At 53.0% G+C, this 13,039-nt stretch carries 10 protein-coding genes; 9 read left to right on the forward strand and 1 reads right to left on the reverse strand.

The genetic code is table 11. From position 1 onward, the window contains the following. Positions 1-92 precede the first annotated feature (92 nt). The 5 genes from ACFR81_RS09350 (at position 93) to ACFR81_RS09370 (ending at position 6,480) form a co-directional block, all read left to right on the forward strand. Entirely contained in the window at positions 93-395 is a 303-nt protein-coding gene (locus tag ACFR81_RS09350) for a hypothetical protein (protein WP_343875679.1), read from the forward strand. 202 nt (positions 396-597) lie between these two features. After that, on the forward strand, positions 598-2,031 hold the full coding sequence (locus tag ACFR81_RS09355; RefSeq protein ID WP_343875677.1) for an amino acid permease: 1,434 nt from the start codon (positions 598-600) through the stop codon (positions 2,029-2,031). Positions 2,032-2,261: 230 nt separating this feature from the next. Next, positions 2,262-2,531, forward strand: a complete 270-nt coding sequence (gene rpsO, locus ACFR81_RS09360) for a 30S ribosomal protein S15 (protein WP_068167963.1) — start codon at positions 2,262-2,264, stop codon at positions 2,529-2,531. 260 nt (positions 2,532-2,791) lie between these two features. After that, complete coding sequence (locus ACFR81_RS09365; protein ID WP_343875674.1) at positions 2,792-5,029, forward strand: polyribonucleotide nucleotidyltransferase; 2,238 nt, start codon at positions 2,792-2,794, stop codon at positions 5,027-5,029. 119 nt (positions 5,030-5,148) lie between these two features. Further along, positions 5,149-6,480: a M16 family metallopeptidase gene (locus tag ACFR81_RS09370; RefSeq protein ID WP_068167967.1), complete on the forward strand. Its 1,332-nt coding sequence runs from the start codon at positions 5,149-5,151 to the stop codon at positions 6,478-6,480. A gap of 14 nt (positions 6,481-6,494) precedes the next feature. On the opposite strand, the gene ACFR81_RS09375 is transcribed toward ACFR81_RS09370, so the two are convergent. Then, on the reverse strand, positions 6,495-8,507 hold the full coding sequence (locus ACFR81_RS09375; protein WP_343875670.1) for an acyltransferase family protein: 2,013 nt from the start codon (positions 8,505-8,507) through the stop codon (positions 6,495-6,497). A 229-nt stretch (positions 8,508-8,736) separates the two neighbouring features. On the opposite strand from ACFR81_RS09375, the gene dapB reads away from it, so the two are divergent. The 4 genes from dapB to ACFR81_RS09395 all read left to right on the forward strand — a co-directional run bounded on the left by dapB (position 8,737) and on the right by ACFR81_RS09395 (position 12,955). Then, complete coding sequence (dapB, locus tag ACFR81_RS09380; protein WP_343875668.1) at positions 8,737-9,492, forward strand: 4-hydroxy-tetrahydrodipicolinate reductase; 756 nt, start codon at positions 8,737-8,739, stop codon at positions 9,490-9,492. A gap of 12 nt (positions 9,493-9,504) precedes the next feature. Beyond that, positions 9,505-10,110 carry a tetratricopeptide repeat protein gene (locus ACFR81_RS09385; RefSeq protein WP_068167974.1) on the forward strand — a complete coding sequence of 202 codons (606 nt, stop codon included), beginning with the start codon at positions 9,505-9,507 and terminating at the stop codon, positions 10,108-10,110. A 110-nt stretch (positions 10,111-10,220) separates the two neighbouring features. Then, a complete protein-coding gene (dapA, locus tag ACFR81_RS09390; protein ID WP_068167977.1) occupies positions 10,221-11,156 on the forward strand; it encodes a 4-hydroxy-tetrahydrodipicolinate synthase in 936 nt (311 codons plus the stop codon). Between the two features lie 86 nt (positions 11,157-11,242). Continuing rightward, positions 11,243-12,955, forward strand: a complete 1,713-nt coding sequence (locus tag ACFR81_RS09395) for a ribonuclease J (protein WP_377148825.1) — start codon at positions 11,243-11,245, stop codon at positions 12,953-12,955. Positions 12,956-13,039 lie beyond the last annotated feature (84 nt).

The raw sequence follows: 13,039 nt of genomic DNA on the forward strand, positions 1-13,039 counted from the left end.
GAAACTGTGGGGCGAGTTAGCAGTTTGTGGGCAAATCTTCAGATTGGGTTATTAAAGTAGAAGAGATAACACCAATCAACGGAGGTTTCATCATGAACGTTCTTATTCCTACTGCCGCAAGTGCTGCCGGTTTGGTGGGCGGTTATAAAGTTGCTCGGGCGACGGGCGTGCGTCCGCTGGGCGGGGTAGCTCTTGCCGCAGGCGGTGTGGCTGCATTTAAGGGATGGCAGAAAAATGCCGGTACAGCGCGAGCTGCAGCTTTGACCACTCTCTATCTGGGTAGCTTTGGTTACTCCCATGCTTTGCACAAAAAGATTGGTCCGTGGCCCGCTGTTCTCGCGGTCACCGGCGCAACCGCTGTGGGTTCTCTAGCGTTTGGGCGTGAGCGCTCCTAACCTTCCCCCCCAGCTATACATAAGGGTGTTTCCAAAGATTTGGGAACACCCTTATCTGTGCAGGGCATCTTAGAAAGAGAGAAAAATGAATACCCACTTAAGAATTTATATAAATTAGCTTCTATGTATAAAAACAAGTGGGTATTCTTGAACCACATACTTTGCTCATTATCATTTAGCTCAACAATCGAGGTATCTCCCGATGAACAACACGCAGGGGTCCCACGCGTCCAACCAGCTCGCTGAGAATCAATCTTCTCAGCTTCACCGTGGGTTGTCTCTGCGACATATCCTCTTCATCGCCCTGGGGTCAGCTATTGGCACCGGACTTTTTTACGGCTCGGCAAGTGCAATTTCTCTCGCTGGTCCTTCTGTTTTGCTTGCATATGTGATTGGTGGCGCTGCCGTCTTCATGGTGATGCGTGCTATGGGGGAGATGGCGCTGGCCCACCCAGTTGCCGGTGCCTTTTCCGAATACGCAACCCAGTACCTGGGGCGGTGGGCTGGTTTTGTGACCGGTTGGAGCTATGCCTTCGAAATGGCGTTGGTGGCAGTTGCTGACGTCACCGCGTTCTCCGTTTATATGAAGTTCTGGTTTCCCCACTCGCCCTCTTGGGTATGGATTGCTATTGTCCTACTGCTTATTCTTTCCATCAATCTCGTGCAGGTGAAAGCCTTTGGCGAGAGTGAATTTTGGTTTACCCTCATCAAGGTTGCAGCAATTATTGCCATGATTGTGGGCGGTATTCTGCTGATGATCTTCGGCGTCAACGCTCATGCTGGGGAGCCCTCGTCCATCACCAACCTGTGGAATCACGGCGGGTTTTTCCCCAACGGTCTGGGTGGTTTTATCGCTTGCTTTACCGTGGTGATGTTTGCTTTTGGCGGTATTGAAACCATCGGTATTGCCGCTGGTGAAGCAGAAAATCCCAAGGTCTCGATCCCCAAAGCCGTGAACACCACCCCCGTGCGTATTTTGCTGTTTTACGTGCTGGCGTTGGCAGTTATCATGACGCTGATGCCCTGGAACTCAATTGACGGGGAGACCTCGCCTTTCGTTCAAATCTTCAGCTCTCTGGGCATTCCTGCAGCCGCTCACGTGCTGAACTTTGTTGTGCTCACCGCGGCTATTTCTGCCATCAACGCAGATGTCTACGGCGCCGGACGTATGCTTTATGGTTTGGCAACGCGCCGTCTGGCACCCAAATCCTTTGCCAAGACCGACCGTCGAGGAGCGCCCTTCATGACAGTGGTGTGCATGGGGCTGGTTCTGGTCATCGGCGTGGTTGTGAATTTCCTGTTTGAAGACGCTTTCCTTGTGATTGCCTCTTTGGCTACATTCGCCACCATCTTGGTGTGGGTAATGATTTTGGTATCCCACATTGCATTCAAACGACAGCTGACGCGGGAGGGCGCAACGAGCGATTTCCCCACTCCCGGTTGGCCCTGGGCGTCTTATATTGCCCTGGCGTTCATGTTGGCAATTGTGGTTCAGTTCGCTTTCTTTGAGGACACCCGACTTGCGCTGCTCGTGGGTGCGGCGTGGTGCGTTCTGCTGGCGATTATCTACAAATTTATGCCCCATGACGACGCCGCTGCCCCCAACGGTGCCGTCGCACGGCCCCTGAATAAATAGGGTAGAAAAGTAGCAAATAAGCGAAAAGAGGGGCAGTGGTGCGTAATGCATCACTGCCCCTCTTGTGCCGCTATTCTTTTCAGGACTTATCCCCATGCGCTAGAATAGACAATGTATGACTGTAGTCCGTGGTGGTCATGCGTCAGGCGAAAGAGAAATCTTCTCTTTCACCTTCCCGGTAACAAAAATGTTATTCGGGCCGACACGGCACTAACTCTAGGAGTTATTCAGTGGCACTGGATCCCGCAGTAAAGCAGGAAATTATCAAGGAATACGCAACTCACGAAGGTGACACCGGTTCACCCGAGGTGCAGATTGCAGTTTTGACTCGTCGTATCACCGACCTGACTGAACACCTCAAGTTCCACAAGCACGATCACCACACCCGCCGCGGTCTGATGATCCTTGTTGGTCGCCGTCGCAACATGCTCGGTTACCTCAAGAGCACCGATATCGAACGTTACCGTGCACTCATCGAGCGCCTCGGTATCCGCCGATAAATAGAGCTTGAGAGGGCGGTATCTGCACGAATTTCTTTGTCTTTCAAATAATTCGTAGATACCGCCCTCTTCTCTCACCTTAGTAAAATCGGTGATTTCTTTGAAAATCACCACCAATAATGGTTCTGGCGGCTGCGTATCAGCTCACGGTCCTCGGTTGCATTTAGCGCAGCACAAAAAGTTTGTTGCGATGGGTTCAACTGATGATCGATGGTGAACGTCAACCGCCCACGAACCATCAACACAGAAATGGAGGAACCTTGGAAGGTCCCGAAATTAAATTTGCAGAAGCAATCATTGACAATGGAAAGTTCGGTCAGCGCACCGTTCGTTTCGAAACAGGACGCCTCGCACAGCAGGCTGCAGGTTCAGCTCTCGTTACCATTGACGATGAAACCACCTTGCTCTCCGCTACCGCAGTGGGCAAGAATCCCCGTGAAGGCTTTGACTTCTTCCCCCTGACCGTCGACGTTGAAGAACGTATGTACGCAGCGGGTAAGATTCCTGGCTCTTTCTTCCGCCGTGAAGGTCGCCCCTCCACCGAAGCTGTTCTCGCTGCGCGTCTGATTGACCGTCCCTTGCGTCCTGCTTTCAAAAAGGGCATCCGCAATGAGGTTCAGGTTGTCGTCACCGTTCTCACCATTGAACCCGATGAAATCTACAACACCGTAGCAATTAACGCAGCATCTTGCTCCACCGCTCTTTCAGGCCTGCCCTTTGCCGGTCCTGTAGGCGGCGTTCGCATCGCACTGATTGACGGTCAGTGGGTCTGCTTCCCCAAGTTCTCCCAGCTTGCTGAGGCAACTTTCGATATGGCTGTTGCCGGTCGCATCGTGACCAAGGCAGACGGCACTGAAGACGTTGCCATCATGATGGTCGAAGCTGAAGCTACCGATAACTCATGGAAGCTCATCAAGGAACAGGGCAAGCAGGCTCCCACCGAAGAAATCGTCTCTGAAGGTCTTGAAGCTGCTAAGCCATTCATCAAGGCACTGTGCGAAGCACAGCTTGCTCTCAAGGCTGAAGCTGGCAAAGAACCTATGGTTCTGCCTACTTTCGGCTCCCACGGCGACGACGTCGACGCCGCAGTGCGCGAATTTGCCAGCGAAAAGATTGCAGATGTTTACTCCATCGCGGGTAAGCAGGAACGTGAAGAAGCATCGGGGATGCTTCAGCAGGAAGTTCTTGCAGCTCTTGGTAGCGAAGGAAAAGAATTTGAAGGTCGCGAAGATGAAATCAACGCAGCTTTCAACGCTCTAACCAAGCACACCGTTCGCCAGCGTATCCTCACCGAGCAGGTTCGTATTGACGGTCGCGGTCTGACCGACATCCGGCAGCTCACCGCTGAAGTTGAGGTTCTGCCCCGCGTTCACGGTTCGGCTATCTTCGAGCGCGGTGAAACCCAAATTATGGGTGTTACCACCTTGAACATGCTCAAGCTGGAACAGCAGTTGGATTCGCTGTACCCCGTCAAGTCCAAGCGCTACATCCACCACTACAACTTCCCTCCCTACTCAGTAGGCGAGCCCGGTCGTGTTGGTTCACCTAAGCGCCGCGAAATCGGTCACGGTGCACTAGCTGAGCGTGCGTTGGTTCCCGTTCTTCCTTCACGCGAAGAATTCCCCTACGCCATCCGTCAGGTATCTGAGGCACTGGGCTCTAACGGCTCAACCTCCATGGGCTCGGTATGCGCGTCGACTCTTTCTATGCTCAATGCCGGTGTTCCTTTGCGTGCACCCGTTGCAGGTATCGCTATGGGGCTGGTCTCTGATGAAGTTGACGGCGAAACCCGTTACGCAGCTCTTACCGATATTCTCGGTGCAGAAGATGCTTTGGGAGATATGGATTTCAAGGTCGCAGGTACCTCTGAGTTCGTTACCGCAATCCAGCTTGATACTAAGCTCGACGGCATCCCCGCATCTGTTCTGGCAGCTGCACTGACTCAGGCACGTGAAGCTCGCCTTCACATTCTTGAGGTTCTTAACGCAGCAATTGACGCTCCCGATGAGATGAGCAACTTTGCTCCTCGCGTGATTTCAGTGAACGTTCCTGTTTCCAAGATTGGTGAGGTCATTGGTCCTAAGGGCAAGATGATTAACCAGATTCAGGAAGACACTGGAACCGATATCTCCATCGAAGATGACGGCACCGTTTACATCGGCGCGGTCGACGGTCCCTCCGCTGATGCAGCACGTGCAGCAATCAACGCTATTGCTAACCCTCAGGTTCCTGAGGTCGGCGAGCGTTACCTGGGTACCGTCGTCAAGACCACAACCTTCGGCGCATTCGTTTCCTTGACTCCTGGCAAGGACGGGCTACTTCACGTCATCGAGTTGCGTAAGCTCAATGACGGCAAGCGAGTCAACGACGTCGACGACGTCGTTTCGATCGGTCAGAAGGTTCAGGTTGAGATCACCAAGATTGATGATCGTGGCAAGCTCTCGCTATCACCTGTTGTAGCTGAATCTGAAGAATCAGAAGAAGACTCGGAAGCGTAATCGCTTCTAGTTGAGTAACCGGCGGCTCTTTCACACCTGAGGTGTGGGGGAGCCGCTGTGTTTTAACCGGTAGAATTGAGAGAAAAATTCACTGATATCTGGAATGTACAAGGAAGTTTATGCCTATTATTTTGCCCACTGATCGCGCGAGCATTACCGAAGAACTTAACTATGAAGTGGGCCGTGTTATCGAACAGGGCGAAGGCGGAAACGAGGTTCGTCGTTCTATTTTGCCCGGCGGTATCCGCGTGATTACGGAGAAGATGCCGTCTCTACGAAGTGTGTCTATAGGCTTCTGGGTAGGGGTGGGTTCTCGGGATGAGCAACCGGGTATGCTCGGCTCAACTCACTTTTTAGAACACCTGTTATTCAAAGGTACTCACACCCGCTCAGCGTTAGATATTGCTCAGGCCTTTGACGAGGTAGGTGGAGAATCCAATGCTCTGACCGCTAAAGAACATACCTGCTACTACGCAAGGGTGTTGGGTGAAGACGTGGCGATGGCTGTAGATGTTCTTGCGGATATGGTCTCTGACGCCGTCCTGGATGCCGAACTGCTGGAGCAGGAACGCGGAGTGATTCTCGAAGAGCTGGCGATGGATCAAGATGATCCCACCGATGTTGCTTTTGAGAATTTTGTGGAGCAGCTGATGGGGGAGAATCCCCTGGGGCGCCCTATCGGCGGTACTCCTGAGGAGATTCGTTCGGTACCTCGTACCTCGGTGTGGGAGCATTACCGAAAGTTCTATACTCCTGATCGCTTAGTTATTTCCGCGGCAGGCGGGCTAGAACATGCAGAGATTGTTCGCCTGGTCTTGGACTCGCTGACCAAGCATGGCTGGTCTTTACCGGAAGGGGTTGCTCCTTCGCAGCGTCGTGTACGTCAGCGTGTGGATATTACTCCGGGAGCTCTCGAACGAGAGGTCAATAAAGGATTTGAGCAGACGAACATAGTGATGGGTTGCCCCTCTATCATTGCCGGGGACGAACGTAGATTCGCCATGTCCGTATTGAACTCTGCTTTGGGCGGAGGCATGTCTTCACGTTTGTTCCAGGAAATTCGTGAGAAGCGCGGACTTGCCTATTCAACATTCTCGTTCTCGGGCTCATATTCTGATGCCGGTTACTTTGGTATGTATGCCGGTTGCCTGCCCGCAAAGGTGGAGCAGGTTCAAGAGCTGTTGACCGAGGAGTTTGCCAAGGTAGCTTCGGAAGGGCTGACCGAGGAAGAACTGACTAAGGTAGTAGGTCAGCTGGGTGGCGCTACCATTATGGGTTCTGAAGATTCAGGTTCGCGTATGAGCCGCCTGGGTAGAGCGGAGCTTGATTCTGGTAAATACACCAGCTTGGACGAGCTACTTGAGCGCATTCGTGCGGTAACGCTCGATGAAGTACGTGAGCTTGCCGCCTGGCTATCGAGGCAGCAGATGGTCACGACCATCGTGCGCTAGACGGTCGTTGTCTTCTACCATGCCTTGGCTGTGGCAGCCGAGGGGGCGGGGGTAGGATCTGCCGATGGAGACTCAGACGCCTGTTTGAGGTCTTCTTCGCTGAGCTTTCCCTCGTCCTTGAGCTGTTTTTGGGCTTTTGCCACGGCGTCGGCAATAGTTTGCGCGTACACCTGCTGACCTTGCCCCTGCGGGTGGACACCGTCAGAGACTAGATAATCGCTGTGTCCGGCAGCAGCTTGTGCCCAGTCGGCTACCAGTACCGTATCCGGGTATTTCTGTGCTGCCTGGTGCATCAAATCATTAGAGCCGGCTACCCAGGTGAGATTGGACGGCGCCGCACCGGTGACCAAAACAATCTTGCGTTCTTGGTGCGGTGCCAGAGCCTGCACCAGCTCATCAATCTGGGACTGTGCCAACGTTGAATTGGTGGCGAGCGAAACAACCACTACCTGTCCTAGCTGATGGTTGGCAGCGTCTTCTTTAATCTGAGGAAGAACTGCGACTAAAGTGCGGCTGACTTCGCCGTCGATGCTCGCCTGAGGAAGTTTTGATTGGAGGGCATCTGCTGAGGCAACGGTAACTGAGTCGCCGATAATTCTGACAGAACCGGCCACCACGCCGTCCTTCGCTGAAGCGCTCGCCGAAGGCTGGGGCTGGGGAGCCACGGGGGTTTGGGCGTGATCTTCACCAGATGCCACCACCGCTTCCGCCTCGGTCATGGCGGGGGCATTCACTATCGCAAATCCGGTACCCACTGCACCCAAGAGAAATAGGGCCAGGGAGACGATGGGCAAAGCTTTAGCCGGTCCGACCAGTGCGCGACCGAAGGCGCGGAACGCCCCTCCAAAGCCAAGGCGACGAATAGGGTCTTCGACGAACATATAGGAAAGTCCCGCCACAATAAATGAGGCGAAGAGGACGACCCACGACGTCCAAAACCTATTCTCCGGACCAAAAACGTAGTGGGCGATAACCGCCAAAGGCCAATGCCAGAGATAGATCCCGTAGGAGCGTTGGCCAATCCAAACCAGAGGCGGTAGCGAAAGTACATTTCGCAAGAGAGATGCCACCGGTGCGCGAGAATCTGCCAGCAGAGCCTGGATAACTCCAACGGCAAGGACAGAAGCAAGAAGAAGATCCCACGGCATAAAAAATGCGTCGTGATCACCCCACCTGCGCGCCAGCGGAAAAATAGCAATCAGGCAAACCCATCCCACAAGACCCCGCAAAATGCCCCAGATGCCTTCCCCATAACCCACCACAGGGTAGAGGCGGCTATCGGCTGGCGGGTACATGCTCCAGGGAATGAGCAGTGCCAGGCTGACCCCGAGCATGATTCCAAAGAGATGGGTATCAGTTCCGTAGTAAATGCGGGATGCAGATGCTCCAACAGCGGTGAGCACCGCACTCAATACCACGGAAAGTAGTGCGAGAACTAGCGGAATGGCAAGGCGCTTTCTCCAACTAGCTACCCACATAAAAATAAAGACCAGGGCTATGGGCCAGAAAATATAGAACTGTTCCTCTACCGCTAAAGACCAAAAGTTGGTGAGCAGTTCGGGGGAAGTCTGAGCAAAATAATCATTGTCCGAGGCGATGTACAGCCAGTTGGACGAAAAGGTAAAAGCTCCTAGAACCTGTCTGCCCAAGCCAACCTGTATGTCCCCACCGATGATGAAAACTAATCCACCTACCACCGCAACCAGCACGATAATCGCAGGAATGAGGCGACGCAAACGGCGTACCCAAAACTGGACGATATTCATCTTGCCGGTTAAAGCACCTTCTTTGAGCAGCAGCGCAGTAATGAGATACCCAGAAATAACGAAGAAAATATCTACGCCCATCATGCCGCCGGGTAGCACCGTCGGCCACAAATGGTAAACCAACACCGAGCACACGGCGATAGCACGTAGTCCATCTAAACCGCGTAGTCGAAAAGAACGCTGGGCTTCTGCCGGATCAACATTGGAATAGAACACGTGATCTTCGAGCGCAGCGTTTTTGGTCCCGGCTATTTTGTTCACAGATACCTCGTCAACAATTTCAAAAAGGAATGTTGCCTGGGGGATATGGCAACTGTTTAAGTTTAGTACGCATTTGACTGCAAGATATTCGCGCTGTGCAAGGGAATCACATTATGACGAGTGAAGACGGTTTATCCGACGGCGTATCCCTGGAGACGATAGAGTGGAGCAGATATAAAATGTACACGGTAACGATTCACTCGATACCTGATAAAAGTGGGAGGCGCAGATGACTAAAATGTGGAAAGTTGCAGTTGCCGGATCTAATGGACGCATGGGATCAGAAGCCGTGAAAGCGGTTGAAAACGCAACAGATATGGAGCTGGTAGCGACTATCTCTAGCGCAGCGGAACTGAAGAAACTGGTGGAAACTGGCGTAGAAGTGCTCATCGATTTGACGGTTCCAGCTGCGACCGAACAGAATGTCCGCTTTGCCGTAGAAAATGGTATCCATGCGGTAGTGGGTACAACAGGTTGGGACGAACATAAGCTTCACAACCTGCGAACCCTGCTCACTCAGCATCCAGAGGTTGGAGTTCTTATTGCCCCCAACTTCGCTATCGGTGCGATTCTAGCCACCGAATTTGCGGCAAAAGCAGCCCAGTACTTCGAATCCGTAGAAGTCATCGAAATGCATCATCCGCAGAAAGTGGATGCGCCTTCAGGAACCGCAGCACACACGGCACAGAAAATTGCCGATGCCCGCGCTGCTGCCGGGGTAGCTCCTTCACCGGATGCCACTGAAACAGACGAGGGTGGCTCGCGCGGTGCCGACATCGACGGCGTCAAAGTACATGCGGTTCGCTTGCGTGGGCTGACCGCCAGCCAGGAAATCTTACTGGGAGATGAAGGTCAGCAACTTGTCATCCGCCACGATTCCTTTGACCGCAAATCTTTCATGCCCGGCGTTCTGCTGGGAGTGCGAGAAGTAGCGGCGCACCCCGGGCTCACTCACGGTCTCGACGGCTACCTCAATCTTCGTTAGATCTCTCTTTTGATGAAGTCTTTGAAAATATTTGTTGCCTGCGCCGTTCTGGTCGGTTTATTGACCGTTCTGATATTGCCTCTGCCCACCGCCAGCAAAATGTTTGTCTTGGTGGCACTGGCATTTTCAGCGGTTTTCGTGTTCGTTGATTCGACGGGTAAAGGTAAGACTTTTGCTGCTATCACCATAGCGGCGTTGGTTCTCTATCTCTTCGTAACCTTTCAACGAGGTGTGCTTCTGCTTCAAGAGGGCAGCCTCTTGGCAACGTTGTTGGGGATAGGGCTCCTGGTCCTTCCTCTGATAGGTGCCTGGGCAATGGTTCGGGAAATCATCTTCGGAACGCGCATCCAACGCATGGCCGATGAACTCATGGCGAACGGGGAACTGCCCGAAGACCGGCTACCCCGCACTGCTTCAGGAAAAATTGACCGAGCTGCAGCGGATCAAGAATTCGCAAAATTTAGTCAGACGGTAGAGCAGGACCCCATGAACTGGAAACACTGGTTTAACCTATCGACTCTCTACGGAGCCGCAGGGGACCGGAAGCGAGCCCGTCAAGCAATGCGCACCGCCATCGCACTCAAATCGGGCAAAACATCGGTTAATCTATCCATCTAGGCGCTGATCAGCCTCATTCTTTCGGTCTTCAACCTGAGGAAATGCTGAGTGAACCGCGCTTGAAGAGCCAAAACATCCCAAACACCGCGAAAAGAAGGTAATCTAGCACTATGCCTGAGACTACAACCCCACCCCAAGGAACATTCGCTGAGCCAATTTTTGGGCGGTTGCTGACCGCTATGGTTACTCCGTTCAAGGAGGACGGATCAGTTGATGAATCTCGCACCGCCGAACTAGCTCAATCGCTGGTGGACGACGGTCACGATGGTTTGGTTGTATGTGGCACCACTGGTGAGTACTCCACCATGACCGATGAGGAAAATGAAAAAGTTTTCCGCATCGTCAAAGAAGCGGTGGGTGAGCAGTGCAAGGTTGTTGCAGGCGTAGGCTCAAACGATACAGCGCATACTCTGCACCTAGCATCGTTGGCTGAAGGCATTGGGGTAGATGGTCTTTTGGTTGTCACCCCCTACTACAACAAACCTACTCAGGCAGGCGTAGCGGCTCACTTCACCACCGTGGCAAATGCAGTAAAAACGCCTGTGATGCTCTACGACATCCCCGGGCGTGCAGGTATCCCAATTCTTCCGGCTACTTTTGAAAAGCTAGCAACACATGAGAATATTGTTGCAGTTAAAGATGCCAAAGCTGACTTTGCTGCTGCGACCGAGGTCATGGCAGCAACTGATCTTCAGTACTATTCTGGAGACGATGGTTTAACCCTCCCCTGGATGGCGATGGGAGCAGTTGGGCTAGTGGGCGTGACCACCCACATTGCACCGGCGCTCTTCCGTCAACTGATTGATGCGGTAGTGGCACAAGACCTTTCCACCGCACAGAAACTTCACCTTGAGATCGCACCCATCGTTTCGGCAACGATGACTCGCGTTCCCGGTTGCGTAGCAGCCAAACAGATTCTTTCCTGGCAGGGCAAGCTGGATTCAGCCACCGTGCGCCTGCCTCATGTGGATCCCACTGATGAAGAAATCGCGCTCATGCGAGCAGATTTAGAGAAATCGTCGGTAGCTTCCACGCTTATTCGCTAGAGAACTAACCGATGGTGAAGCGGGCTCACGAACTTGACGTTCAAGTTCGTGAGCTCGTTTTTCACCGTAAACAGTAAGGATATATATTGCCATTTATTAATACAGAATTACGCCAGCCTAAGAAGCTGAAAAACGGTACCCTGCGCGTCGTTCCCTTGGGCGGCTTGGGCGAAGTGGGCCGCAACATGACCGTTTACGAAATCAACGGCAAATTGCTGGTGGTTGACTGCGGCGTGCTCTTCCCCGAAGAATCCCAGCCCGGTGTGGACTTGATTCTGCCCGATTTGCACTACATTGAGAACCGCCTGCAAGACATCGTGGCAGTTGTTCTGACCCACGGACACGAAGACCACATTGGTGCGGTTCCCTATCTGCTCAAACGCCGCCCCGATATCCCTTTGGTAGGCTCCCAGCTCACCTTGGCTTTGGTTGAAGCAAAACTTGCTGAGCACCGGATTAAGCCTTTCACCTTGACCGTGAAAGAGGGCATGGTTGAGTCCTTCGGTCCCTTCGAATGTGAATTTGTAGCGGTAAACCACTCGATTCCCGATGCCTTAGCTGTATTTATCCGCACCACTGCAGGCAACGTACTGCATACCGGTGACTTCAAGATGGATCAGCTACCCCTGGACGGTCGTATCACCGACCTGCGTCACTTTGCACGCCTAGGCGAAGAAGGCGTAGACCTCTTCCTGCCTGACTCCACCAACGCTGAAGTTCCCGGATTTACACCCACCGAAAAGAACATCGGCAAAGTGCTTTCTAATGTCTTCCGCGATGCAAACCAGCGCATCATCGTGGCGTCGTTCTCCTCGCACGTCCACCGTGTGCAGCAGGTATTGGACGCCGCTCACGAGCGCGGGCGCAAGGTAGTTCTCGTCGGTCGTTCGATGGTTCGAAACATGACCATCGCTGAAAAATTGGGTTACCTCAACGTCCCCGATAACACCCTGGTTGATTTGAAAAAGATTGACAACTATCGCCCCGAAGAGCTGGTTCTGATGTGCACCGGTTCGCAGGGCGAGCCGATGGCCGCCCTTTCTCGTATGGCTAATGGCGACCACAAGGTGCAGGTAGAACCCGGCGATACCATCGTTCTGGCATCATCTCTGATTCCCGGTAACGAAACCTCAGTGTTCCGTGTCATCAACGGTCTACTTGCTTTGGGCGCAGAGGTAATCCACAAGGGTAACGCTAAGGTGCACGTTTCCGGCCACGCTGCTGCAGGCGAGTTGCTGTACTGCTATAACATCCTCAAGCCCAAGAACGTGATGCCCGTGCACGGCGAAGTTCGTCACCTCATTGCCAACGGTGAGCTCGCTCAAGAAACAGGCATTCCTGAAGAGAATATTATCTTGGGAACCGGTGGCACGGTCGTTGACCTGTACGAGAGCAAAGCAGAAATCGTAGGTCAGGTACGTTGCGATTACGTTTACGTGGACGGACGCTCAGTAGGCCAAGTTTCTGAAGACGACTTGAAAGACCGCCTGGTTCTGAGCGAAGAAGGCTTCATCTCCGTGGTGACTGTAGTGGATCGTCAGACGAAGCGCGTTGTCTCCGGTCCCGATATTCACGCCCGCGGCGTTGCTGAAAACGACTCGGTCTTCGAAGATATCGCTCCCAAGATTGTGACCGCGCTGGAGGATGCACTGCATCAAGGTCCCTCTAAGACCCATACCAATCATCAACTACAGCAAATTGTTCGCCGTACGATTGGTTCATGGGTTGCACGCCGACTGCGCCGCAAGCCTATGATTATCCCGGTAGTGATTGATACCCCTACCAAAAACCGGGATTAATCCTGTAAGTTAAACGTAAAGTTGAAACTTATTTTCTAAAGATTGAAGCGGAAAGCTTTCAAGGTTAACTTGAAGGCTTTCCGC

This window comes from Rothia amarae (assembly GCF_042677725.1).
In the GTDB taxonomy this organism is placed as follows: domain Bacteria; phylum Actinomycetota; class Actinomycetes; order Actinomycetales; family Micrococcaceae; genus Rothia; species Rothia amarae.